Genomic DNA, 25,094 nt, shown 5'->3' with positions numbered 1-25,094 from the left:
CCGCAACTGAAAGACCGCGCCCAGTCGTACCCGATTCCCGGGTCAAGTCCGGGGATGACGGAAAAGGCAAGATGCGCTAGGCCGTTCGCAGAGCATCGACATAAGCTGCGTCGGCGCGGATTTCGATAACTGTCGGTGCCTTGCCGGTCGCCGCCTGCCGGAGTGCTGTGACCAACTCGTCGACGCTGCCGGGCCGGGTCGCCCCGCAGCCAAAGCCCTTGGCGATGGTGAGGAAGTCCGGGGTGAAGATGTCGACGCCGATCGGCTTGATCTGGCGGTCGACCATATAGGTCTTGATCTCGCCATAACCGTCATTGTTCCACAGCAGCACGATGAGCGGGATTTCCGCCTCAACCGCCGAGGCCAGCTCGGCGATCGTGAACTGCAAGCCGCCGTCACCGATCAGCACCACGACGGGGCGCTGCGGGGCCGCGAGCTTGGCACCGATGCCGGCCGGCAGGCCGTAGCCCAGGGTGCCGTAGCCGGTGCTGGAATTGAAATATGAGCGCGGGCGCGGCGCTTCGAAACATTGGTTGAGGGCATAGACGGGTTCGGTCGAGTCACCGGCCAGAATGGCGTCCGGCAATGTGTCGAGCACGATCTTGGCGATGCGCTGGTGCAGGCCGACAGCCGGCCACCAATGTTTGCCGGTTTCCGTCCGGATGGTAGCTGCGCGCTTGGCACCCGGCGTGTTGGCGTTGCTCTTGTTGCCCGGCGCGACACCAAGTGCCTGGTTGATCGCCGTCACGGCTTCCCCGGAATCGCTGAGGATCGGCAGGTCAGCCGCCACGGCGCGCACCAATTGTTCTGGATCGATATCGATGCGGATGAGCTTGCCGCCGAAGTTGAGTTTCTTCGGTTCCGGATACATTTCCGTCTCACCGAATTCCGTGCCGATGGCGAGCACGACATCAGCCGTGGCAATGGCGCGGTGGATCGGCGGAAAGGCCATGTTCTCGCCGATGCGCAAGGGATGTGCCGGTGGCAGGATACCTTTGGCGTTGACTGTGTTGACGACCGGAGCGTCGAGATGCTCGGCCAAGGAGCGGATCGCCGTCGACGCATCCGCCGCACCGCCGCCCAGGATGATGAGCGGTAACTTCGCTCCTTTCAGCCACTGCGCCGCCAAGGCAATATCCGCCGCCTGCGGTGCCGGGCGCTTCGGCAAGGGGCGCAGAGCGACAATCGCGGGGTCTGCCTCTGCCGCGATGACGTCGATGGGAATTTCGATATGGACCGGACGTGGCCGGGCGCTGCCAAAGAGTGCGAAGGCGCGGGCAAGGACCTGTGGCAATTGATCTGCGTGCAGCAGCGTGTGGCTGAAAGCCGACACACCAGCAACCACATTGCGCTGCGAGGGCAGCTCATGGAGACGCCCGTCGCCCATGCCGAGCTGTTCCGTGCGATTGACGGCGGAGATCACCAGCATGGGGATGGAATCGGCATAGGCCTGGCCCATCGCGGTCAGGATATTGGTCATGCCGGGACCGGTGACGATGAAACAGACACCGGGCTTGCCGCTGACGCGGGCATAGCCATCGGCCATGAAACCTGCCCCCTGCTCGTGGCGCGGCGTTACATGGCGGATCCGGGTCTGCGGCAGGCCACGGTAAAGTTCGACCGTGTGCACGCCGGGGATACCGAACACCATCTCGACGCCATAAGCCTCAAGAAGCTGCACCAGCAGTTCGCCACAGGTCGCCATGATGGTCTTTCTCCAGTGAAATCAACGCATTCCGGGCATGATAGAGCCTTGCCGGAGTGATTGTTACAATACAGAATAGCGCACGTTCACTTCGACACGCCCCGATATGAGGGGCCGATATAAGGGCGCCGCCATGTTGGCCAATCTGAGCGAGGGCGATCTTAGGCTGTTGCGCGTCTTCGCCAAGGTGGTCGAAGCCGGCGGTTTCTCGGCAGCACAGATCGAGCTCAATGTCAGCCAATCGACCATCAGCACACATATGACGGCGCTGGAGCAGCGCCTGGGGGTACGGCTCTGTGAGCGGGGCCGCGCCGGTTTCAGCCTCACGGAAAAGGGCAAACTGATCTATCAGGCGAGCCAGCGACTGTTCTCTGCCGTCGATGAGTTCCGCTCGGCCGCGGGTGCAGCGCGGAGTAGTCTGGTGGGGACGCTTGCCATTGGTATCGTCGACAATCTCATCACGAACCCCGCCTGCCGGCTGCACCAGGCGATCAGCCGGTTCAATCAGAAGGCGCCGGAGGTGCAGATCTCCGTCCAGGTTACATCACCCACGGAGATCGAGCAGGCCGTGCTGGAAGGCCGCCATGATCTGGGTTTTGGCGCCTGCGGCCGACATTCGCCCTATCTCACTTACGAGGATCTGTTCGAGGAACGGCAGGTGCTCTATTGCGGCCAGGGTCATTCCTTGTTCGAGCACAGTGATGCGGTGACGCTCGACGAGCTCAAGGACCAGCAATTTGTCCGCCGCGCCTATACGGCCCCCAATCAATTCCCCAACGGCGTCAGCCTGACCTCGACGGCAACCGCCGATCTCATGGAGAGCGTCGCGGTCTTCATCCTGTCCGGGCGTTATATCGGTTTCCTGCCGGCGCATTTCGCCCAGCAATGGGTGGCCCAGGACCTGATGCGGCCACTCTTGGAAAAGCGGCTCGGCTACCAGAACCCGATCTACCTCGCCATGCGCAAGACGGAGCAGAAGAAGCCGCTGCTTGGCGCTTTCCTGGACGAGGTCTATCAGGTTCACCGGGCGGCGCCCGACATGCCCAAGCCGAAGAGGCTGGTGCGGGTTTGAGGTAAGGCCCCCTCACCCCAACCCTCTCCCCGCTACCGCGGGGCGAGGGAGTCTTGAGCGAGTTCGCCGTGAAGCCCCTCGCCCCTTTGGGGAGAGGGGTTGGGGTGAGGGGGCTTAACGAACCCTGACCCCGGTCAGTGCTTCAGCAACTGCCCCAGGAACAGCTTGGTGCGCTCATTCTTCGGGTTGGCGAAGAATTCGGCCGGGGGCGCCACTTCGACCACCTGACCCTTGTCCATGAAGACGACGCGGTCGGCGACCGTGCGGGCGAAGCCCATTTCATGGGTGACGCAGATCATGGTCATGTGCTCCTGCGCCAACTCTATCATGACATCGAGCACTTCCTTGATCATCTCAGGGTCCAAGGCCGAGGTCGGCTCGTCGAACAGCATCACCTGCGGTTCCATGCAGAGGGCGCGGGCGATGGCGACGCGCTGTTGCTGGCCACCGGACAATTGGCTGGGATATTTATGCGCCTGTTCGGCAATGCGGACACGGGTGAGATAGCGCATGGCCAGTTCCTCGGCCTCGGCCCGCGGCATCTTGCGGACGCGGCGCGGCGCCAGGGTCAGGTTCTGCAGGATGGTCAGATGCGGGAACAGGTTGAATTGCTGGAACACCATGCCGACTTCGCGGCGGATGAGCTCGATATTCTTGAAATCCTGGGTGAGCTCGACACCTTCGACCAGAATCTGGCCGGCCTGATGCTGTTCCAGCCGGTTGATGCAGCGGATCGCCGTCGATTTGCCGGATCCTGACGGGCCGCAGATCACCACACGCTCGCCCTTGTTCACGGTGAGCGACACGTCCTTCAGTGCCTGGAACGATTCATACCATTTGCTGACATTGCGCAGCTCGATCATCGGGGCGGATTTGTTGATCTGCGGGTCCATGGATAGTCCTCAGCGATGGCCGGTCGGTGTCAGGCACCGCTCCAGGCGCCGCGACCAGAAGGTCAGCGGATAGCACATGGCGAAATAGATGAGCGCCACAAGGGAATAGGTGATGAACGGCTGAAAGGTCGCGTTGTTGATGACCTGGCCGGCCTTGGTGAGTTCATGGAAGCCGACAATCGAGGTGACGGCCGTGTTCTTCACCAACTGCACCAGGAATCCCACCGTGGGCGGGATGGCGATCTTCAAGGATTGCGGCAGGATCACATCGCGCATCTGCTGGATGAAATTCATGCCCAGGCTAGCGCTAGCATCCCATTGGCCGCGCGGGATGGCATCGACACAGCCGCGCCAGATCTCGGCCAGGAAGGCCGTGGCATAGAAGGTGAGGCCGATCGTGGCCGCCATCAGCGGAGAAACATCTATCCCCAGCTTCGGCAAGCCGAAAAAGATGAGAAACAGCTGCAACAGGAACGGCGTGCCCTGGAAGAATTCCACATAGACATGCATGAACGGACGGCCGAAACGCGGTCGCGCATAGCGCAGAAGCAATAGAAGAAGAGCACCGATGCCGCCGCCGAGGAACGCGATGGCGGATAGAAGAACCGTCCAGCGGGCCGCCAGCAGGAGAAAGGACAGAATGTTCGCAAGCGACAGTTCGATCATCGGGCCCGCCCGGCAAATAGGCGCTGGCCAGCCTGAGCCATCAGGCGCCTGAGGCAGACCGCCATGATGAGATAGATGATGGCGACGACAAAATAGGCCTCGAACGTGCGGTAGTTGCGCGACTGGATGAGGTCGGCAACGTGGGTCAAGTCCATCACGGCGATCTGCGACACGACGGCAGATTCCAGCATGGTGAGGACGATCTGGCTGACCAGGGCCGGATAGACGTTGGCAATGGCCTGCGGCAGCATCACGCTGAGAAACGCCCAGACGGGATGGAGGCCCAGAGCCAGGCCAGCCTCGCGCTGTCCTGGCGGGACCGCTTCGATGCCAGCGCGCATGATTTCAATGCAATAGGCGGTGAGATTTATGGTGACGGCAATGATGGCGGCCGTCATCGCCGTCAGTTTCAACCCCAAACTGGGCAGGCCGAAGAAGATGAAGAACATCTGCACGATGAAGGGCGTATTGCGGATGAGCTCGACATAGGCGGCTACCGGCACGCGGGCCCATCGCTTGCCCCAGCGCGCCGTCGCCGCCCCGCCGATGCTGAGTGTGAGGCCCAGCATGGCAGCAATCGCGGTCAATCCCAGCGTGATTCCCGCACCCTGCAGGAACAGGCCGAAATAGCCCGCGATCGCGCCCAAGTCGAAATTGTCATCCATGGCTGTGTCAGCAGCCCGAGATGGTTAGAAATCCTTCGGCAAGGGGGCCTTCAGCCACTTCACCGCGAGATCGTTGAGGCTGCCATCCTTGCGCATGGAGGCCAGCAGCTCGTTGAGCTTCTTCTGGAGGCCGGCTTCGCCCTTTTTCACCGCCATGTTCGAGGGCGAGGTCAGGAGCTGGAACTTTTCCACCGGCTTGATCGCCGGATCTTTGGCGAGGATCGTGGCGCCGACATCGTTGCCAACGACCATCAGCTGTGCCTGGCCGGAAAGAAAGGCCGAGATGACACCATTATAGTCACTGTAGCGCTGGATATCGGCATCTGCCGGCGCGACCTTGGTCACTTCCGTGTCTTCCAGCGTGCCGCGGTTGACGGCGATCGTTTTCCCGGCGAGATCGGCGGCGTCCTTCACCGCAATCTCCTCCGGCCCCATGACCGCGATGTAATAGGGCGCGTAGGGATCGGTGAAATCGACCACCTGGGCGCGTTCGTCGCTGAAGCCGATGCTGAGCAACAGGTCGACCTTGCCTTCGCTCAAGTAAGGAATGCGGTTCTGGCCGGTGATGCCTACCAGATCGGCCTTGACGCCGAGGCTCTTGGCGATGATCTCAGCCATTTCCACGTCATAACCCTGGATGGTCATGTCGGAGCCCATGGAAGCAAAGGGCGGGAAATCTTCGAAAATGCCGACCTTGATGGAGCCGGCCTTGGCAATGTCCTCGAGCGCATCGGCCGACGCGTGGCCAGCATTGAACGTCACGAGGCCCAGCGCCAGAATGGCGCTGCAGGCCAGCAGCGAACGCCGTGAGAGAATTTTTTTCATTGTCGCCCCCTCTGTTGGATGAAGTTTATCGCAGGCAGTTTCGCACCTGCGAAGAAGGTTACAATAGCGAACGGCCAAAACTCAGTTCAGCAACGGCCGATGTAAGAGACTTGACCGATTGGTTGAGAAGCTGGGGAATGGCGCTTATCTTTGCGCTGTTTCCCATTTTTCGTGGAGCCAGACTGGCGCCGTCGCTGCCGGCAGCGGTGGCCGCCCACGGATCATGTCGCTGGCTTTTTCGGCGATCATGATGGTGGGAGCATTGGTATTGCCGCTGACGATGGCAGGCATGATCGAGGCGTCGACCACCCGCAAGCCACCCAGGCCATGGACGCGCAAGGCGTCGTCGACAACGGCGAGCCTGTCAGCCTGGCTGCCCATCTTGCAGGTGCCGACCGGGTGATAGCAGGTCTCGACCGCCTGACGGACCCATGCATCGATCGCCTCGTCCGACTGAATGTCGATGCCGGGGAAAATCTCGTCCCCGGCGTAAGGCGCCAGCGCCTTTTGTGCCAGGATCTCGCGCGTGAGGCGCACGGCAGCGCGCATGTCGGCCCTGTCGGCCGGATCCTTCATGTAGTTGAAGCGGATGCTGGGCTGTTCGCGTGGGTCGGTCGAACGGGCGCGGACGTAACCGAGACTTTTGGGGCGCATCAGGTCGATATGCACCTGAAAGGCATGTTCCGGGACACTGTCGACGCTGCCGGGCTTGACCGCCAGCGGCATGAAGGTCAGTTGCAGATCCGGGAATTCGATGCCGGCGCGGCTGCGGATGAAGGCGCCGGCTTCGAAATGGTTGGTCGCCGCGAGGCCGGTGCCGTCCATGAACCAGCGGATGCCGGTCATGTATTTCCGGATGCCCTTGGTCATCGGATAGATCGAGACCGGTTGCTTGCAGCGATGCTGAATGACGATGTCGGGATGGTCATTGAGATTGGCACCGACACCGGGCAGGGCGTGATGCGCCTTGGCGCCGATCGCTTGCAGATGATCCGGATCGCCGATGCCGGAGAGCTGCAGCAATTGCGGTGAGTTGATGGCGCCGCCGCAGAGCAGGACCTCCTGCGCTGCCTCGGCCTGGGTCCTGCGGCCACCCACGGCATAATCGACGCCGACGGCACGGCTGCCTTGCAGCCTGATCTTGTGGGCGAGCGCGCCGGTGACGATGGTGAGGTTGGGACGCGACAAGGCCGGCTGCAAATATCCCTTGGCCGTGCTCCAGCGCTTGCCGTCGCGCGTGGTCCGGTCGATGACACCGAAGCCCTCCTGCTGCCGGCCGTTGACGTCCGGTGTGAAGGGATAGCCGGCTTCGACACCCGCGGCGATGAACGCCTGATAGAGTGCGGATTCGCTGACATCCGGGCGCGAGACATAAAGCGGCCCATCTGCGCCGTGATAATCGTCGCCGCCGGCTTGATGCATTTCCGCCCGCTTGAAATAGGGCAGCAGTTGCGCGTAGGTCCAGCCGCGATTGCCGGCCTGAGCCCAGCCGTCATAGTCGCGCGCATGGCCGCGCACATAGACCATGCCGTTGATGGAAGACGATCCACCCAGGACCCGGCCGCGCGGGTGCGTGAGGCGGCGGTTGTCGAGATAAGGTTCGGGTTCCGAGAGATAATTCCAATTGAAACGGTTGGAGGACAGCAACTGACCAAGACCCGCCGGCATGTGAATCTGCCAGCTGCGATCGCGCGGCCCCGCTTCCAGCAGCAGCACGCGACAGGCGGGATCTTCCGTCAACCGCGCCGCCAGCACGCAGCCTGCCGATCCGGCGCCGACGATCACATAATCGAAGGATGCCATGATTATTCGCGGATCGCCTGGTAGCAGAGCTTGTGGAAGTGATGCACCAGATGTTCGCTCTGGTTCGGGTGCGCCGCGTCGATCAGATAGCGGCCTTGCGCATAGCCGAAGGAATGCAGGCCTTTCTGGTTGCTGACATTGAGCGCGATATCCTCCGGCCCCAATTCCTGGTTCATCCATTTGATCGCCGCCTTGGTGAGATCCGGCGTCGGGCGATGATCCGGCGCGTAATAGCCAAAGCGCAGCAACGACCTTTCCGGTCCCAGCGGGATCATGACGAAGGTCCCCACCATGTCCGAAAAGGGGAAGCAATAGAACGTGGTGTTGGGCCACAGGCCGATGTTGAAGAACCAGTCGGTCTGATAGGTAGCACCCTCGATCGACAGGCCGTAAGCCTGTTTGGCGCCGGGATTGGGTGGTGCCATATAGGTCCACCATTGACCGTGGGCCGTCAGGCAGTAGGATTTGAAATCGATCAACGAGGCGAGATGCTTGTGAACCGGGCCGGAGAGATCGAAATGATAGCCTTCGATCGAGTTTTCCTGGATCACCTTCCAATTCGCCTCGACCACGACATCGACTTCCTCAATGAGGCGCAGATTGTCGAGATCGGGCAGAAAGCGGCGCATCTCGGCTTCGGCCCCCGAGGCGATGTCGGCCACCGGCGGCGCATCAACGTCCAAAGTCACGAAGACAAAGCCGGCGAAGGTCTCGTGCCGCACGGGCTTCAAGCCATAGAAGGTCTTGTCGAAATTCTTGAGGCACTCGCTGCGTGGTGCCGCACGCAAACCACCGTCGAGATTGTAGCACCAGGAATGATAGGGGCAGCGAATGACACTGGGCGCCTTGCCGCGCCGCTCGGTCAGGATCCGGTTGCCGCGATGCTGGCAGGCATTGTGAAAGGCGCGGATTTCGCCATCCTGGCCGGCGACGACGATGACGCTCTGCTCAAAAATATCCTGGGTGATGAAGGCGCCTGGCTCGCGAAACTCGTTCACATGCCCGACAACGTGCCAGCATTTGAAAAAGATCTGCACCTTCTCGTCCTCAAACACCTTGGGGTCGTAGAAATAGGGTGCGGGCATGGAGAGGCCGCTGGTCGGATCGCTGTAATCCCAGATCATCGGCTTGGTCAGCATGGCATGTTCCCTTCCGCTACCCACGAGGTGGCTTTTGATGAGAGGGATTGTGGGGGTATCATCTCGCTGGATTAGATATTTTCGGCCACAGCCAAGTCGTCTTTTGCAAGGTTCAGACGAATTCTATCTTCTTGTTAATTATGATATAATTTAGCGACCAGCCGAAAATTGGCTAATCCGGATTTTCGGTATTTGGCGAATTTGGCCATCATTCTGGCGTAGAGAATCAAACCTCGCTATCTTGGCCGGCAAGCCGACAGCCAGATAGGCGCCATCCAAATGCCAATGACCCAAACACCTCATCACATTGCTTTCGTCATCCTGCCCGATTTTTCCAATATGGGGCTGGCGCTGGCGATCGAGCCGCTGTTCGTCGCCAATTGGCTGGCGCAATCGAAACTGTTTCGCTGGTCGATCCTGTCGCTGGACGGTCTGTCGGTCCGTGCCAGCAACGGCATGCATCTGCCGGTCGATGGCGCCTTGGGCGAGATCGGCATCCACCAGACCGTGTTCGTGGTGGCGAGCTTCAATGTCAAAGCTCATGCCGAAGACCAGCGGCTGCTGAACTGGCTGCGGCGCATGGCGCGGTTCGGCGTCGAGATGGGCGCCATCGAAACCGGCAGCGAAGTGCTGGCAGCGGCCAATCTGCTGGATGGGTATCCGGCGGCCGTGCATTGGGACAATCTCGAAGGCTTCCGCGAACGCTATCCCGATGTCACGGCGACACCGCAGCTCTATACCATCGGCAGCGGCCGCATGACCTGTGCGGGTGCCACCTCCATCCTGGACATGATGCTAGGCTGGATCGGACAGCAAGCGGATCCAGGCCTTGCGGCCGAGGTGGCGCAGCATTTCCTGCTGGGCCGGCAACGGCCACCGCATCATGAGCAGAACGCGCCGGAATCCGGCGCAGCCGCGGTCTCGAACCAGAAGGTGCAGCGCACCCTGCAGTTGATGCAGGACACGATCGACGAGCCGCTTTCCGGGCCAGAGATCGCCGCAAGGATCGGTCTGTCGTTGCGGCAATTGCAGCGCCACTTCCAGCACCATGTCGGCATGAGCCTGGCGCAGCAATATCTGCAGATCCGCCTTGCCAAGGCACACAAGCTGCTGCAGCAAACCGATCTGCCGGTGACGGAGATCGCCATCACCTGCGGCTTCGGGGCGCTTGAAACATTCTCGCGCACCTATCGCCGCTCGTTCGGTTGCTCGCCCAGCGCCGATCGGCAGCAGATCACCAGCGCCCCGGTGTTCCGCCATCGGCCGATGGGCAAACGCTAGCACGTTGTGCATGCATCGCGGGCCAGCACTTTGACGATGCAGTTGAGGGAACCAAGCTGATTGGCGAGGGGCAGAAAATTGCCGGCACCGATGACATCATATCCCAGTTCGTTCCATATTCTGGCATTGGCAGCATCGGTGACCTGCAAACTGCTCCACGTGCCAAATCCATATTGCGGCAGCCATACCCGGTTGCGTCCGTCGGTGCCGCGCTCGATCAGGCAATTGTTGCTGGAGGCGTAAAACCATTCCCGCAGCTTGGCACCCGGATCGTCGGCATAGATGAGCGGCAAGGGATTGCGGATGATGGTGAAGCCCTGCGCCCGCAATGACCTTGCGATCTCATCGAACGCCTTGATGGGTGCGCCCGGCGGCAGCTTTGTCCCAAGCATCCGGCTCGCCAGCGCGGGATCGCCCACCAGAATGCGGTGTTTGCCGTCGGGGCCAGGGCCGGCCAGCGACAGAAACATGTCGATGTGAAAGATCGGCTGGCGTGACCCGGTTTGCGAGATCGACTGGTCGATCCGCTCCATCCACGACCAGTCGCCGGGTATGTATTGGAACTGGGTCAAGCCGCGACGGGCGAGCCCCTTCTCCACGCCGATAAAGACAGGCCGGCGGTGGCTGTCCCATTCCGCCGCCAGAAGCTTCGCAATACTCCTGGCGCTGGGGCCCCTTCCCCTGGCGCCCGCATGTTTTCTGCACCACACGTCCAGAATATCGGCGCCTACGAGATAGAAGCCATCTCCGACCAGGATATTGCCGCCTTCGAACCAGACCGGGCTGTCGGACCTGCTGGTCGCGCCCTTGACCAAAGCAGCATAACGCACCGTATCGTCGTCATCGGCATCGGCACCGCTCAACAGGCTTGTCTCCTCGCTAATACCATCGCGCCGTACCAGGAATTTGTCCTGGGCCCAGGACCAGAGCCTGGCGGAATTGGGCGCTGGTATAATGTCCAACCTGACGCCCACATGAAGGGCAGAAGCCAGCTGCCTGACATCGCTGACGGCCGATCGGTGCACAATCATGGATATGCGATCAAAATCGGCGGCGAGCCTTAGCACTTGCTCGACGAGTGACGCATGTTCGTCGAAGAAGCGGCCGGTCACAATGCACAGGATGTGCCTGATACGACCACAGCTGCTGGACACAAGGCCATCAGACACAGGAGCGGGCCGACCACGTGCGCGAGACGTTTTGTCTGCACAGACAATATGCGTTCCACCAGTCGTGGCGTCCAGCGACATGGGATCACGACACCGGCTGGATCGTCATGGCTGACTTTTCGAGCTCGCCATCATTGAGCATCTCCAGAAGATAAAGCCATTGCGTGGTCGGTTCGAATGCCCAGGGGCGCTTGCGACGACGCGGCCGGGCCGGTTGCTTGCGCAGCCAAGTGACCGCGGCAAGAGCGTCTTTCCGTTTTTGATCGACGGCGTTTGCCTCGAGCCAACTCAACACAGTCTGTGCTTCGGCCCGGGTCAGGTCGCCACACTGGCGCACGATCTCAGGATAGGTGCGATCTGCATAATGCAGCTGGCGCGCCACGGCGGTGAGGGCCAGCGCCTTCTTCTTGGACAGCGCGCGTGCCGCCGCCAGCCGCTTCAAGGTCGGCTCGATGTTGACCAGCGCTTCCGTCAGCGGCAAGTAGTTGAGTTCTCGCGGTGCATGCAGCTGCGCCACGTCGCTGTCATCGGTGAGGTTTGACACCGCAAACCGGCGAAAGACTGTGCCGATACCGACCATGCCGAATGTTCGGCACTCGGCCGCCCTCAGCGCTCCCATGCTTGCCGCCCCTGCGATGCGGACACCCCGCGATAGAGCGAACAGGATCTCCTTATGCCAAGGCGCTGCATTTTCCGAAAACAGGCCGTCCACCAGAGCAATGGACCCGGCACCGCGCAGAACAGCCCGGGCAATGTCACCACAGCGTGCCGGACCCAGGCAGTGGAGATCGGTGTCATGCTTGCAGATGAATGGCAAATCGCGGTGCAGGCTGGGGCCGGCAAAAAGGACTTTCATATCAGGATACTCACGACAGGCCCTGCAGCAGGACGGAAAAGGCGCGAGCACCCATCGCTCCGTCCCCGTCGACCATTTCCGTCTGCAGGCCAGGGATGATGACCCGCGCTACCGCCATGCCGGTGTCGTTGATCAGCGGCACTGCCACCACCTGATCGATGCCTACCGCCTTCAGCCGATCAAGCAGGATTCCGATCCTGCGTGGGATGCTGTCAACCATATCGAGGGAAGCCACCGACCGCGCCGGCGGCGCGGCACCGGCAAGCGCTGCAAACAGGGCGACGATCTCGGAACGATCGGTATCCTCAGCAATCTGATAGATGGTGGGCGCCATGTCGTCGCGCGACCCGGTAATGCGCGCGAGACGTGATTGTGCAGCTTCAACGATGGCCTGGACGAGAGCTGCTTCCCGGCTGGGATGGCAGCCACAGCCACCGGAATGGGCAAAGCGTGCAATATCGGCCCCGGAATCGGATCCACCATCGCTGATTACCGCCGTGAAGGCCGGGATGCCGACATCCGTCGTCATGTCGATCACGGCAAGTGTGCAACCGGCGACTTCAACCCGGCGTGCGAGATCGACGGCAAAGGTGCCGTCATCTGCACCGATGGGATAGCGGCGCATCTGCACGTCGGCCGCCGATCGAAATTCCATGAGGGCCGATGCATCCCGCTCGATCAGCTCACAAAGACCATGAAATATCGCTTCGCAATAAGTCGAGCCGGAGGCAAGACCGTCGGTTGAGACCTGGAAGGCCTGATGATAGGCAGGCGGGTCGACACGGTAGTCCACCCCAACCAGGGACCAGGGGACGTAGACCAGTTTGCCGGAACATAAATCATAACCCTGCGTCCAATGCAGCGGGTCGTCACCACACAGGAGCTCGGACCGGCATCTTGTCGAGAGCGCCAGGTTTATTGTCCCGGTCGCCGTGGCGCTCGCTTCCGTCAGCGTGGCAAGCCATAAATCGTCGCGTACCTGCTCGGCCACTGCCAATTCGACTGCTTCCATCGTCGCCGACAGCCATGCGGAATCTTGGGTCAGGCCTTTTCCCTGGCTGACGGACAGACTGCGCGAATTCGGCCTGACCGCGATCACGACGGGAATGCCAATCCGGTCCAGGCCGGTGACATCACCAATCCGCGCAATACCGAGTTGCTGCAAGAACGGCACGATTTTCTGTTTGGCCACCACCGGCCGTACCGTGCGATCGCCGTGGCGCGCCAAGCAAGCATCACTCTTGACGTCAAGGCACGCGACCAGCCGGTCCAATTCGCTCGCGATCGGTGTCACGGCACGGCCGCCGCTAGAGCCGACTAGCCCTTGCTGCGCTTGGCCTTGTGCTTGTCGGCAATGGTTTTGAATTTCTTCGACAAAGGCGCTTTGTCATGAAACACCTTGCGCACGGGGCTGCTTCGCTTGCCCAGAACCAGGGCGCCCAATTGGTTGGCGGAGAATGACAAGATGATGCCACGGCTGACCGCGTTGCCGTTCGCAACATTGTCGAGGATGCTCTGGGCGAGCTTGTCGCGCTTGTTTTCGGCGGCGGCACCAGCGCCCTTGATCTGCGACTGGAACACGCTGACGACATGCAGCGCGACATCTTCGGGCACTTTTGTCGCCGTGCCCTCTTTCTTGTTAATAAACCACAACTCACCCTTATCGTCGGCCGCACCGACCAGCATATACTCGGCCATCATTACCCCCCTTTATATAACGACGCCCATAGCGCCATTTACGCTTAGAGATGGTATCGCGGTGCGTGTGACTGGGGCGTGACTGGTGCCACCGCTATTGCAAACCAGCCAGCTTCAACCCTTCAACAAGATGCTTTGTGTCGGCTAAGTTCTTGTTCGGAACGATGGTTTCCACATCTCTGACGCTGAAACCCGGGTAGACGCTGCGGACCACGCGGCTGTAGCGTTGCGCCTCGGCCTTATCACCCAGCTGGGCCGAGCAGGCGGCCAGGAGGCGCGCTGTCGCTGAGTTGTTTTCGACCTGCTTCAGCGCCAGCATCGCATCTTTATACTGGCCGAGCTGGTAGTAGATGCTACCAAGCGTCCAGACATAATCGTCCGGCGGCAGCGGGTTAAGATCGATGGCCTTGAGGCAGTATTTGAGCCCCTCGCTCGGATTCCCGGCATGGGCCAAGGCGTCGGCATAGTCGGCCAGGATGTCTGCATCGTGGGGGTTGAGCTGCAGCGCCTCCTCGAAGGCTGCCAGGCTGTAATCATGTTGCCGCAGATAGAGGGAGGCATAGCCCCGCTCGCGCATTGCCCTGCCGTCAAAGGGATCCAGTTCCGCCGCCTTGTCAGCCAACGCGACGGCTTCCTTCAGCAGGTCGGTCTCGACCATGCCGCGGACCAGCCATTCCGAGGTCAGGCTGCGCGAGAGGCCGATCATGGCCGCCGAATAGTCCGGCACCCGGGTAATCGCCTCCTTGAACAGGCTGCGCGCACGGCGGATATTCTTGAGATCGTGCCGTGTCAGCAGGCGACGGCCCTCCAGATACTGGCGATAGACCGACGCATCCGTTGCTGGAACAGGCGCCTGCAACTCGGTCCGCTCGATGGAATCGACCAGCGAGCGCACGACCAGGGCGATGACGCGGTCGAACACGCCGCGGAGCGCCCCCAGGGTGAATTCCGCATCCGTCGCCCACAGCACCTCCGATGTCGCCGCACTGGTGAGGCGCACTGACAGGCGAAACCCATGCGCGCTGGGCAAAAGTGCCGTCGTCACCGCGTAATCGACATCGACGATCGTCAAGGCCGCATTGAAATCCTGGCTTTGATAGGCAACCGACAACCCGGTATGAGGTGCAATCACCGAGAACTGCCTGAAGCGGCTCAGACCAATCGTAATATCCTCGATGAAGCCCAGCGCCAGGCCGCGCGCGAGATCGTCAGTAACGATGCTGACCGGGGGCAGGACGATGAGGACGGGCGCTGGCCGCGTGCCTGCAGCCGGCTTGCTGGCGCGCATCGGGTCGATCGGCGCCGGCGTGCTGCCGGACACGCGGACGACCTGCGCCGTCACCGGCTTTTTGTCAGGCTGCTGCGTATCCGTCAGCCGCAGCGCTCGCGCAAGGTCATTGGTCCGCTGGTCCGGCTCGACGCCCAGCTCACTGGCCAGTACTCGTTTGCAGCGCCGATAGATACGCAGCGCCAAGCCGCGATCAGCACGGTCGGCGCAGACCCGCATCAAGGCGCGGTAGGCCACCTCCTCGGTATTGTCGATATCGATCAGTTTCAGGGCCAGACGCCAACGGCTGTCGCTCGACGCGGCGCCAGCCTCGGCATCCAGGATATGCCGGGCGGCTTCCAGGAACTGATCCTTGATGCTGTTCCGCCGCTCTTCGAGCCATTCCTCAATACCGGCTTCGCCGAATTCCAGTCCGTCAAGGAGAATGCCCGCCCAAGCCGCCAACAGGGGTTCGCAGAATTCCGCCGGTTCGGCGCTGCTCCTCGCCAGCTGGATCACCGCCATAAGCTCGGCATAGTCAACGCGGCAGTTCTGCGCTGACAAGCTGATTTCGTCCCCGGCGAAGATCAGCAGAACCTGACCCAGGCTGTGTTCAATCTTGCGAATTCTGGCGATCAGCTGGCGAAGATTGGCATTGGCCTTGTGCTGATCATACTCACCCCACAAGATGGGCCGGATTTTGGCGCGGTTGACGGTAAAGCCTTCGGACATGGCCAGGAGGCCGAGCAGAACGAGGGCCTTGTCGGGCACGGAAACCTTCTCGCCGCCCGCCATGAGGCTGGGCGATCCCAGAAGCTTTAATGTGATGTCCCGATCCGACCCCGGCACCATTGAGAGGCCCCCAGCCCCAGTTATTCTCGACGCTCTTAGAATAATTGCAAGTTTACAGGGAATATTCAACTCCGCCAGCTACTTAAGATGAGGCTTGAATATTTGCACCATGACATGGTGCGATGGAGTTCGGCAGATAGCAAAAGTGGCAGCCAGATATCGGGCGTTTTGCAATGCGCCGATGGTCAAAAAGAGTCACGCAGGAATCACCTTCAGTTATGTAGTTTATTGCATGGATCGCGGCAGATAGCGGCCGGATGGGCGGTCACGCAGCCACGCAGTTCATCGTGTTGTAGGGGGCAAGCCATGCCGTACGCGTACAAAGTCAACGGGCAAGCCGTCTCGCTTGAGGCAGATCCGAGCGTTGTCGCCGTCAGGTTCAATCGCGCACATCCCAACAGCGTCCGCGCCATGGCGACCGAGGCTGCCATGGTTGGCCCCTTCTCAAGGCGCTTCGACGTGCCTGGCGAAAATTTCACCCTGGTGCCGGTCGAACCGGCCAAGGGCGCAGCCCGTGCCACCAAAGCACGTGCCGGCCGGCCGGCTCAGCCCCAGATGCAAGCGGCCATCCAGGCCCTCAATACGCAGCCGGCTGTGGACAATGCCCTCCCGGTATTTCGCGTCAATGGCAGCCAGGTCATCGCGCCGGATCGACTCATTGTGGGCGTCAAGGATGTGAAGAGCGCGGGCGCGCTGGCGCGGAAATACAAGCTGAAGCGTCTCGATTCTGTCGGTGACAACATCGTGTTCGGCATTGCTGCATCAGCCGATCCGTTCGACGTGGCGCGGCAATTGGATGCCGATCCGCGGGTGCGATTTGCCGAGCCGGATTTCATCGTCATCGGACGCCATGCCGCCAAGAGCGCCGAGCCGAAGCGGCAAACGCGCGCCGGGAAATCGAAAAAAGCGTCGCAATATGCGATGACCATCACCAAGGCGTCCAAGGCCTGGAAGATCCAGCCGGGCGATCCCAAAATTAAGATTGCCGTCCTCGACGAGGGCGTCGATACCAAGCATCCCGACCTGGCACCCGCCATTGTCGGCACCTACGACGCCGTCGACAATGACACCTTTCAGGAACCGAATGGCTGGGACGGTCATGGTACCGCCTGTGCCGGCCTGGCTGTCGCACAGGGAACCGGCCGCGCCAGCATGCGCGGTGCCGGCACCGGCTGCTCCCTGCTCGCCGTGCGCATCGGCTCGTCGCTCGTTCCCAACTTCCCGATGGTTACCAGCAGCATCAAGCTGGTCGCCGCAATCAAATGGGCCGTGAAGAATGGTGCCGACGTGCTCAGCAACAGTTGGTCGGCACCACCCTCGAACGCCATCGCCGAGGCTTTCGAGAAGGCGCGCCGCAAAGGCCGCAAAGGTCTTGGATGTGTCATCGTGATTGCCGCCGGCAATGAATCGGGCCCGGTCGTCTTCCCAGGGCAGCTTCCCAACGTGCTGACTGTCGCCGCCAGCAACGAATTTGACGAGTTCAAAAGCCCAACCAGCCGTGATGGCGAGACCGGCTGGGGTTCCTGCTTCGGACCGGAAGTCGGCATTGCAGCACCGGGGGTCCACAACCGTACAACCGATATCAGCAGCAAGTCAGGTTACGATCCGGGTAATTATGCCGGCCATTTCGGCGGCACGTCGGCATCGGCGCCCATCGTCGCCGGCGCCTGCGGCCTGGTCCTGTCGGCCAACCCAAAGCTGCGCGAGAGCGAGGTGCGCGCGATCCTGCAGAACACCGCGGACAAGGTGGGGAAGAAACCTTACGGCGCCAATGGCCGCAACAATTTCTTCGGCGCCGGGCGCCTCAACGTCCTGGCCGCCGTGAAGGCAGCGCGCGCGATGCAAGTGGCGCCCGCCGCCAAACCCGCGCGCAGATTAGGAGGCCAGCCGAGGCGCGCAGGGCTGAACGCGCCTTCAATCCTTCAGTGACTGCGACAGCATGAGCGTCGGCGCGGCAACCAGTCCACTCGTCGTCGGGCGCAAGAGCGGCCAGCAGATTGCGACCGTTCTCCTCCGAGGCACCTTCGTAAGTGGCGCGGATGGGGTCGAGATTGGCGCCCCTCTCAGCCCCACTTCATCTCACCGGTGGCAACCTTGGAGCCGATGTCGAGGGCGACCCCCATGCCGAGGCCTGGGAAGCGGGCTTCCATGGCAGCCTTGAGCGCGGCCGAATCCTTGGCCTTGGCCAACTCTTCATCAAACGCCTTCAGGTAGGCGATGGTGTGTTCGACGCCTGAAAGATTGGTCAGCGCTGCCGGCGTCATATGCCCAGCAACCACGACCGCCGGCCTGCGTGCTACGATCTTCTCAAGATTGGCGATCCAGGTCGCGCGCTGTTCCTTGGTCGGCGTGTCGGCGGTCCACACATGGACGCCAGAAAAGATCATCACGCCCCCGAACACCGCATTCAAGGATGGCGCGAAAAGGTAGCGCCGGTTGGTGAGCCCTTCCGCCTCGACGATCTCAATGGTCTCACCATCAACAGTCAGCGTCTTTCCGTCGAATGCTTCCGGGACGACGATATCTGCAAGTACCTGCGGGCCATTTTCCTTGAGTTGCGGTCCCCAGACGGCCAGCTTTTTTTCGACGCTGCCCTTGATGGCCGCAACTGCAGCAGGCGCTGCAATCACACGGGCATCGGGGAAAGCAGCTTTGATCGGGCCGAGGCTGAAGTAATAATCTGGATCGCTCTGGCTGACATAGACTGTCGTGAGGCGCTTGCCTGTGGCCAAGATCGCGTCAGTGACGGCCTTGCCATCAGGGAGTGTGAAGCCGCCATCGATCAGCACGGCTTCCGTGTTCCCGGACACCAGCACAGGGGCGCGGAAGAAGCCGTTCTGTCCTGCGGGGAAATGCTTCCAGGTGAGGCTCCCGGCCGCATGACCCAGCCCCGCAGGGGCAAAGACTGCGGCGGCACCAGCGGCAAGGGTCGATTTCATGATGGATCTCCTTGTGAACATAGATGTCTCCTGACGGTGGCTATGAATCGTGAAATTCAGATGAGACCGGTGAACTGTCTCTGTCGGTTGTCAAAGCTCAGGCTGCCTTCAGTCCCTCTATCAGGACCTCCATGCTGCCAAAGAGAGCGCTCCCTCCCACGATCCGGCGGTTGTCCCCAACGCCGACGAGGAGAGCAGGGACGCCATTGACGCCGAACCGGCGCATCTCCACGCGCGCGGCTTCAAGGCGGGTGCGGTAAGCGATCATCAACACGTCATCGGGATTTGCCAGACGACCCGCGATCTCCGGCAAATTCAACGCGCGCAACACAGCCGAAAGGACTGAGATATCCGTGATATCCCGGCCCTCGACATAGCGGGCATTCTGGATGGCCTTGAGAGCCTCGAACTCTCGATCCGGCGCGGCGAGAGCGACAGCCGTGAGCGCCAATGTCGCCGGGCCGGAATCGAACAGGCGGGTACGATCACCGAGGACATTGCGTCGATAGACTTCGCTGAAAGGCTGCCCGCTCAGGCGCGCGATCCGCTGGTCGTTGGTCCAGGCGTAGGCTGCGAAGCTATCGTCCATCGGTCGCGCGCCGTCGCCGGCAAACAGACCGGTCGCAATGAGATCAATGGCGAAGTCCGATCGAGCGACAAGCTGATCAAGCTTCGCCGAGGCGCCGTAGCACCAGCCGCAGAGGGGATCGAAAAGATAAGCGACGTGAGTAATGACGGCCATATCGTCCTCCATGACCGCGAAAATGGCACGTGCCGGCTGATCGAAGAAGGCCAACAAATCATACAGAATGTATGCTATTTCATGACAATCTGATCGATCTGAGCTATGATCGGGACCATGAACCTTAACCGATTGGCCTATTTCGCGGCGGTGGTTGACTGCGGATCCTTCACGCGGGCGGCGGATCGGCTCGGCATCACCAAGGCCGTGGTGAGTCAACAGGTGGCGCAGCTCGAACGAGAACTCCAGACTAATCTGCTCGTCCGAACGACGCGGCGCGTCCATCCGACCGAGGCGGGCCGCATGCTTCACGCACGTTGCGTCATGATCTTGCGCGAAGCGGAGGACGCCTTCGACGAACTCGCGCAAGCAGCCGCTGAGCCGACCGGCACATTGCGGATCACCGCTCCCAATGACTACGGCACCGAAGTTGTCGTCGCGGTCCTCACGGCCTTCACGGCTCGCTATCCCGCCTGCCGCGTGGAGTTGACGCTCAGCGATGAGACGGTTGACCTTGTCTCAGGTAAAATCGACATGGCGATCCGTGTCGGCTGGCTCGTCGATTCCAGCCTGCAGGCGCGCAAGATCGGTTCCTTCGGGCAACTCCTAGTCGGCGCTCCGGCATTCTCGGATCGGATTGCGACCGCCCACGATCCAGAGGATCTCGCGACGCTGCCGTTCATCGCCAACATGGCACTACGCGAGCCGCTGCTCTGGCAATTCTCAAGGGGTGACCTCGAGCGACGGGCAGTGCGCATGCAGGCGAGTATTGCCATTGATACGACGCCAGGGGTGCTAGCGGCGGTGCGCGCCGGCGGCGGTCTTTCAGTTCTGCCGGACTTCCTGGTTGCAAATGATCTGGCCACGGGGAGGCTGAGCAATGCCCTTCCGGAATGGCGGCTACCGTCGGGCGGAATCTATACGGTCTACCCAGCGGCCCGCTTCCGGCCACCCAAAGTGACAGCTTTCGTCGAAATGCTCATGGCACACGAACGACAAACGAGTTCAATCGCGCAGCCGTAGTTTTGTTGATCGAGTGGGACCCGAAGTGAGAGTTGGCTACCGTACCGGCGATCCGGCCGACCGCCTCGCTTCAGAGGGGATATTCCAGCAGTCCACCACGCTGGTGGTGGAGTACAAGTCTTGACGATCGGGATGCCGGCCGAGCCAGACGTATCTTCCAAATGGCCGGAAAGCCTGCGATCTAGAAGGCGACCTGATCGCCGCCTTTCAGCTTCAGCATGGCGCGCGCCTCAGCCGGCGTAGCGATCTCCAGCGACAGGCCTTCGAGAATGCCGCGGATCTTCTTGACCTGCTCGGCATTGCTTTTGGCAAGCTGGCCCGGCCCCAGATAGATGCTGTCCTCCAGCCCCACCCGCACATTGGCGCCCATGGTGGCCCCCATCGTGGCAAGGTTCATCTGGTGGCGCCCTGCAGCCAGGATCGACCAGTGATAATCGGTCCCGAACAGCCGGTCCGCCGTGCGGCGCATATGCGCCAGGTCTTCCGGATGCGGGCCGATGCCACCCAGGACGCCGAAGATGGTCTGCACGAAGAGCGGCGGCTCGAGGAGCTTGCGGTCGAGGAAATGCGCCAGGGTATAGAGATGCCCGATATCGTAGCATTCGCACTCAAACCGCGTGCCGCAACCCTGGCCGAGTTCGCGGATCACGCGTTCGATCTGGCTGAAGGTGTTGCTGACGATGTTGTCGCGGGTCTTTTCGACATAGGGTTTTTCCCACTCGTATTTCCACTCGGTGATCTTATCGGCGGCATGGAAGATGCCGAAATTCATCGACCCCATGTTGAGCGAGCAGAGCTCCGGTTTGGCGCGCAAGGGCGCCGCCAGCCGGTCGTCCATCGACATGCCGAGTGAGCCACCGGTGGTGATGTTGATGACCGCGTCGCAGGACTGTTTGATGCGTGGCAGGAATTGCATGAACACGTCCGGATTCGGCGTCGGCCGTCCATCTTTGGGGTCGCGCGCATGGAGATGGATGACCGAGGCGCCGGCTTCGGTGGCCGCGATCGAATCTTTGGCGATCTCGTCCGGCGTGATGGGCAGATAAGGTGACATGGTCGGCGTGTGCACCGAACCGGTGACGGCGCAGGTGATGATCACCTTGCGGCTCTTGGTCGCCTTCGGCGCCATCGCGCCAGACTCGATCTTGGCCATTGCCCCACCTATTATTGATTACGACGTGTCTACTTCAATTCTGCAGCAGCCGCAGAATGATGTCCGCGGCTTCGGAGATGTCCTCCTGCAAAGCAGCGCGCGCGCCAGCTCCGTCGCCCTTACGCAAGGCGGCAATCATCGCCTCGTGATGATCCATGCCGAGGCCCAGAGTGGCCTCGCCTCTCATCGTGTTGAGACACGGACCGACCTGCATCCAAAGGCTTTCGATGATCGGCATCAGCAGCGGTGAACGCGCGGCCTTGTAGATGGTGAAGTGGAAATCGAGATTGAGGTCGAGATAGCCTTCGGCCGAGTCCGACGCCGCCATGCGGTTCATGTTGGCCTGGATCTCCTGGAGCCGCGCGAGTTCGGGGCGCGTAATAGTTAGGGCAGCCCATTCCGCGGCCTTGCCCTCAATCTCGCAGCGCACGCGGCGGAGATCCATGAGGCGGGCGGCGGTCATCTGCGGTACCTCTACCCCGCGATTGGGATTGTTCTGCAGCGCCTGCTCCGCAACCAGGCGGCGGAGCGCCTCGCGGATCGGCATGGCGCTCGTGCCGAACACCTTTTCCAGCTTCGCGACCACCAGCCGCTCGCCGGGCACATAATTGGCCGACATGATGGCGCGCTTCAAGCGGGCATAGACGTCCTCATGGGTGGTGCCATGGGGTACATCGCCCACCGCCGCCATCTTGGTGCTGGCGACGCGCAGCTTGGGCGCGCCAGGACCGCGCCGCTTAAGGGTGACGGCCATGATGCTCAGCGTATCCGGTCAGTGCCGGGCCAAGGACGTGCTGGGCAGGATCGAGCGGTAGTCGTTGAGGAAGTCATCGAAAATATCCGTGAAAGCGCCGATATCGGCGCGGGTGAATGGCAGCGACAGGGCGATCATGCCGCGCGGCGTGGTATATTGCCCGCGCAACAGCATTTCCAACTGCCATAGATGCAGGAAGCGATGATCGGCCGCCTCGACGTCATGGGGCGAGCGGATCTCGCCGTGCACGAAATGAAGGTTCATCAGCGATCCCACCCCAGTGACAGTGCCGGCCACGTTCCGCCGCGCCATCTGCTCATTCATGGTCGCGCGCAACTCGTCGCCCAGGGTGTTCATGGAATTCAGCGCTGATTCGGTCAAGACCTGGGTGAAGCCGGTGAAGCCGGCCGCCATGCTGAAGATGTTATTGTTGAAGGTGCCACCATGGCCGAAGGCATTGGGCGACGCCGGGTCGAACCGGTCGAGAATGTCGGCGCGGCCCCCAAACGCGCCGAAGCTGCAGCCGCCACCGATATATTTGCCGAGAGAGATCATGTCGGGCTTGATCGCAGCCTTGCCGTGATAGCCGCGATAGGAAAGGCGCGAGGTCATCACCTCGTCGAAGATGAGCAGGATGCCGGCTTTCTCGGTCTCGGCCCGCAGCATGGCGAGGAAGTCTGACCTAGCCTCAATACAGCCGCCACCACCCATCATCGGCTCCAGGATCACCGCCGCCAACTGTCCGGCATGCTGCTGAATGAGTGCCGTGGTGCCGGCAATGTCGTTGTATTGGGCGACGATAAAGGGAAAGGGCGCATTCAGCGGCGAGCCGCCATGGGCAAAGGTCAGGATGCCGCCGTGATAGCCGCCATCGAACACCAAGATCGACGGGCGGCCGGTTACCGCGCGGGCGGTGGATAGCGCCATCAGATTGGCTTCGGTGCCGGAATTGCAGAAGCGCACACGTTCGACCGCAGGATAACGTTCGACGATGGCGGCCCCCAGCTTGGCTTCATAGGGATTGGGCCCGCCCAGCACCCAGCCGCTATCGGCCACCTGCTTGATCGCGTTGGCGATAAGCTCATTACGATGGCCGTAGAGGCCCGCGGTGTATTCGCTGACGAAATCGACATAGGTATGGCCGTCGAGATCGCTTAGGCGATTGGCCTCGCCGCCGGTCAGGGTCAACGGAAACGGTTCGTAATAGAGGACAGCGCGCGTGTTGCCGCCGGGCAGCGCCTGCTTGGCGGCTTCATGCCGTGCGCGGCTCTCCGGATTGGCCCGGATGAAGCGTTGGCGCGTGTCGGCGATGGCGGCATCGAGCTCGAAATTGGTGCCGATGGCTGGAGCTTGCATGTCTCACCTATTTGATCAAACTTTTCAAAAACTAATCGTCGTCCCTGTCTCTGTAAAGGGTCACTATCTATTTCAGCGCTATATTGTTGGCATTGACAGCCGGAAATCATCGCCCTAACATTTGATCAAATCTGTAAACAAAAACACCAAACAAAGCAGGAGGCTGAAGATGACATCGAAAGTTGTTTGGGCCGCATTGACGTTTGCGGTCGCCACCACCGGTGCCGCAGCAGGCGCATCGGCGGAAGACAGCTTCACCGCCGTCGGCTGGGGCGGCAGTTGGAACGAAGCCTATGACCAGGGCGTATTCCAGCCCTTCACCAAGGAAAGCGGCATCAAGGTGACCGTCGACGAATGGGAAGGCGACCTCGCCAAGGTCCGCGCCCAGATCGAAAGCAACGCGATCGTCTATGATTTCGTCAGTGTCGAAGCGCCGGCCCTGGAAATCGGCTGCGCCGAGGGCCTGTTCGAGAAGCTGCCCGAGGCGATCTATGCCCAGAAGGACGAATATCTGCCGGGCACCATTCACCCCTGCGGCATCGCATCGGATACCTGGGCCACGGTGATGGTTTATGACGGCAATAAGATCAAGGACGGCCCACATAGCTGGGCCGATTTCTGGGATGTCGAGAAATTCCCGGGCAAGCGCGGCATGCTGGGCGGCGCGCAGTATACGCTGGAGAACGCCGTGATGGCGATGGGTGTCGCCCCCGCCGATGTCTATACCGAACTCCGCAAGCCGGACGGCGTCGACAAGGCTTTCGCCATGCTCGACAAGATCAAGCCGCATGTCGTGTGGTGGACCAGTTCAACGAAGGCGCTCCAGAACCTTGCAGCTGGCGAGGTGGTGATGACCGATCTCTACAACGCCCGCGTCACCTCGGAAAACGAGAAGAACAAGACCAATTACGTGATCGCCTGGGACGCCGGCTTCTTCTACGGCACCGATATGTGGGCGGTGGTCAAAGGTGCGCCGCATGCCGCCGAAGCAGAGAAGTTCCTCGATTTCTTCGCCAAGCCCGAGAACCAGGCCGGTTTCCCCAAGCTCTATGCCTATGGCGTCGGTCATAAGAAGGTGGCCGATTACCTGACGCCGGAGCAGATCAAGCGCCTGCCGACCTCGGGCGACAATCTTGCGCACGGCGCTGTTTACGACACCGATTTCTGGGCGGAGAATAAGGAAGCTCTCGAGCAGCGCTTCCAGGCCTGGCTCGCCCAATAATTTGACGCGCAATA

General features: G+C 61.3%; 22 protein-coding genes. 5 read left to right on the top strand and 17 right to left on the bottom strand.

The window, feature by feature from the left end:
* Positions 1-76 precede the first annotated feature (76 nt).
* Positions 77-1,705, bottom strand: a complete 1,629-nt coding sequence (locus AC1DWZ_RS09365; RefSeq protein WP_477168616.1) for a 5-guanidino-2-oxopentanoate decarboxylase — start codon at positions 1,703-1,705, stop codon at positions 77-79.
* Between the two features lie 133 nt (positions 1,706-1,838).
* Between AC1DWZ_RS09365 and AC1DWZ_RS09360 the strand changes: the two genes are divergently transcribed.
* A complete protein-coding gene (locus tag AC1DWZ_RS09360; protein ID WP_477168615.1) occupies positions 1,839-2,777 on the top strand; it encodes a LysR family transcriptional regulator in 939 nt (312 codons plus the stop codon).
* 134 nt (positions 2,778-2,911) lie between these two features.
* On the opposite strand, the gene AC1DWZ_RS09355 is transcribed toward AC1DWZ_RS09360, so the two are convergent.
* From AC1DWZ_RS09355 to AC1DWZ_RS09330, 6 genes are all read right to left on the bottom strand, one after another.
* On the bottom strand, positions 2,912-3,670 hold the full coding sequence (locus AC1DWZ_RS09355; protein WP_477168614.1) for an amino acid ABC transporter ATP-binding protein: 759 nt from the start codon (positions 3,668-3,670) through the stop codon (positions 2,912-2,914).
* Between the two features lie 9 nt (positions 3,671-3,679).
* On the bottom strand, positions 3,680-4,336 hold the full coding sequence (locus AC1DWZ_RS09350; protein WP_477168613.1) for an amino acid ABC transporter permease: 657 nt from the start codon (positions 4,334-4,336) through the stop codon (positions 3,680-3,682).
* Complete coding sequence (locus tag AC1DWZ_RS09345; RefSeq protein WP_477168612.1) at positions 4,333-5,001, bottom strand: amino acid ABC transporter permease; 669 nt, start codon at positions 4,999-5,001, stop codon at positions 4,333-4,335. Before AC1DWZ_RS09345 ends, AC1DWZ_RS09350 begins: the two co-directional genes overlap by 4 nt.
* A gap of 24 nt (positions 5,002-5,025) precedes the next feature.
* Complete coding sequence (locus AC1DWZ_RS09340) at positions 5,026-5,826, bottom strand: transporter substrate-binding domain-containing protein (RefSeq protein ID WP_477168611.1); 801 nt, start codon at positions 5,824-5,826, stop codon at positions 5,026-5,028.
* 144 nt (positions 5,827-5,970) lie between these two features.
* On the bottom strand, positions 5,971-7,629 hold the full coding sequence (locus AC1DWZ_RS09335; RefSeq protein ID WP_477168610.1) for a choline dehydrogenase: 1,659 nt from the start codon (positions 7,627-7,629) through the stop codon (positions 5,971-5,973).
* A 2-nt stretch (positions 7,630-7,631) separates the two neighbouring features.
* On the bottom strand, positions 7,632-8,768 hold the full coding sequence (locus AC1DWZ_RS09330) for an aromatic ring-hydroxylating oxygenase subunit alpha (protein ID WP_477168609.1): 1,137 nt from the start codon (positions 8,766-8,768) through the stop codon (positions 7,632-7,634).
* A gap of 285 nt (positions 8,769-9,053) precedes the next feature.
* On the opposite strand from AC1DWZ_RS09330, the gene AC1DWZ_RS09325 reads away from it, so the two are divergent.
* Positions 9,054-10,049, top strand: a complete 996-nt coding sequence (locus AC1DWZ_RS09325) for a GlxA family transcriptional regulator (RefSeq protein ID WP_477168608.1) — start codon at positions 9,054-9,056, stop codon at positions 10,047-10,049.
* Here AC1DWZ_RS09325 and AC1DWZ_RS09320 read toward each other — a convergent pair.
* From AC1DWZ_RS09320 to AC1DWZ_RS09300, 5 genes are all read right to left on the bottom strand, one after another.
* Positions 10,046-11,203 carry a hypothetical protein gene (locus AC1DWZ_RS09320; RefSeq protein ID WP_477168607.1) on the bottom strand — a complete coding sequence of 386 codons (1,158 nt, stop codon included), beginning with the start codon at positions 11,201-11,203 and terminating at the stop codon, positions 10,046-10,048. The genes AC1DWZ_RS09325 and AC1DWZ_RS09320 overlap by 4 nt on opposite strands.
* 100 nt (positions 11,204-11,303) lie before the next feature.
* Complete coding sequence (locus AC1DWZ_RS09315; protein ID WP_477168606.1) at positions 11,304-12,074, bottom strand: TfuA-like protein; 771 nt, start codon at positions 12,072-12,074, stop codon at positions 11,304-11,306.
* 10 nt (positions 12,075-12,084) lie between these two features.
* Positions 12,085-13,368: a YcaO-like family protein gene (locus AC1DWZ_RS09310; RefSeq protein WP_477168605.1), complete on the bottom strand. Its 1,284-nt coding sequence runs from the start codon at positions 13,366-13,368 to the stop codon at positions 12,085-12,087.
* Between the two features lie 23 nt (positions 13,369-13,391).
* Positions 13,392-13,772, bottom strand: coding sequence for a hypothetical protein (locus AC1DWZ_RS09305; RefSeq protein ID WP_477168604.1), 381 nt, complete (start codon positions 13,770-13,772; stop codon positions 13,392-13,394).
* Positions 13,773-13,866: 94 nt separating this feature from the next.
* Positions 13,867-15,834: a BTAD domain-containing putative transcriptional regulator gene (locus tag AC1DWZ_RS09300; RefSeq protein WP_477168603.1), complete on the bottom strand. Its 1,968-nt coding sequence runs from the start codon at positions 15,832-15,834 to the stop codon at positions 13,867-13,869.
* A 363-nt stretch (positions 15,835-16,197) separates the two neighbouring features.
* Here AC1DWZ_RS09300 and AC1DWZ_RS09295 point away from each other — a divergent pair, with 363 nt between their 5' ends.
* Complete coding sequence (locus tag AC1DWZ_RS09295; protein ID WP_477168602.1) at positions 16,198-17,820, top strand: S8 family serine peptidase; 1,623 nt, start codon at positions 16,198-16,200, stop codon at positions 17,818-17,820.
* Between the two features lie 134 nt (positions 17,821-17,954).
* Here AC1DWZ_RS09295 and AC1DWZ_RS09290 read toward each other — a convergent pair whose 3' ends face one another.
* A complete protein-coding gene (locus tag AC1DWZ_RS09290; RefSeq protein ID WP_477168601.1) occupies positions 17,955-18,830 on the bottom strand; it encodes an MBL fold metallo-hydrolase in 876 nt (291 codons plus the stop codon).
* A 97-nt stretch (positions 18,831-18,927) separates the two neighbouring features.
* Positions 18,928-19,572 (bottom strand): DsbA family protein, encoded by a 645-nt coding sequence (locus tag AC1DWZ_RS09285; RefSeq protein WP_477168600.1) that lies wholly within the window; start codon positions 19,570-19,572, stop codon positions 18,928-18,930.
* Positions 19,573-19,677: 105 nt separating this feature from the next.
* Here AC1DWZ_RS09285 and AC1DWZ_RS09280 point away from each other — a divergent pair, with 105 nt between their 5' ends.
* Positions 19,678-20,595 carry a LysR family transcriptional regulator gene (locus tag AC1DWZ_RS09280; RefSeq protein WP_477168599.1) on the top strand — a complete coding sequence of 306 codons (918 nt, stop codon included), beginning with the start codon at positions 19,678-19,680 and terminating at the stop codon, positions 20,593-20,595.
* Positions 20,596-20,776: 181 nt separating this feature from the next.
* Here AC1DWZ_RS09280 and kce read toward each other — a convergent pair whose 3' ends face one another.
* Genes kce through AC1DWZ_RS09265 form a run of 3 tightly spaced genes read right to left on the bottom strand, consistent with a single transcriptional unit; the run spans position 20,777 to position 23,858 of the window.
* A complete protein-coding gene (gene kce / locus AC1DWZ_RS09275) occupies positions 20,777-21,748 on the bottom strand; it encodes a 3,5-dioxohexanoate:acetyl-CoA acetone transferase (protein WP_477168598.1) in 972 nt (323 codons plus the stop codon).
* A gap of 34 nt (positions 21,749-21,782) precedes the next feature.
* Complete coding sequence (locus AC1DWZ_RS09270) at positions 21,783-22,502, bottom strand: GntR family transcriptional regulator (protein ID WP_477168597.1); 720 nt, start codon at positions 22,500-22,502, stop codon at positions 21,783-21,785.
* A gap of 18 nt (positions 22,503-22,520) precedes the next feature.
* Entirely contained in the window at positions 22,521-23,858 is a 1,338-nt protein-coding gene (locus AC1DWZ_RS09265; RefSeq protein ID WP_477168596.1) for an aspartate aminotransferase family protein, read from the bottom strand.
* Between the two features lie 169 nt (positions 23,859-24,027).
* On the opposite strand from AC1DWZ_RS09265, the gene AC1DWZ_RS09260 reads away from it, so the two are divergent.
* Positions 24,028-25,080, top strand: a complete 1,053-nt coding sequence (locus AC1DWZ_RS09260) for an ABC transporter substrate-binding protein (protein WP_477168595.1) — start codon at positions 24,028-24,030, stop codon at positions 25,078-25,080.
* Positions 25,081-25,094 lie beyond the last annotated feature (14 nt).

It is taken from the genome of Dongia sp. P2_B8 (assembly GCF_056404715.1).
The sequence above is the reverse complement of the archived record's forward strand: the minus strand, read 5'-3'. Positions and strand labels throughout refer to the sequence as shown.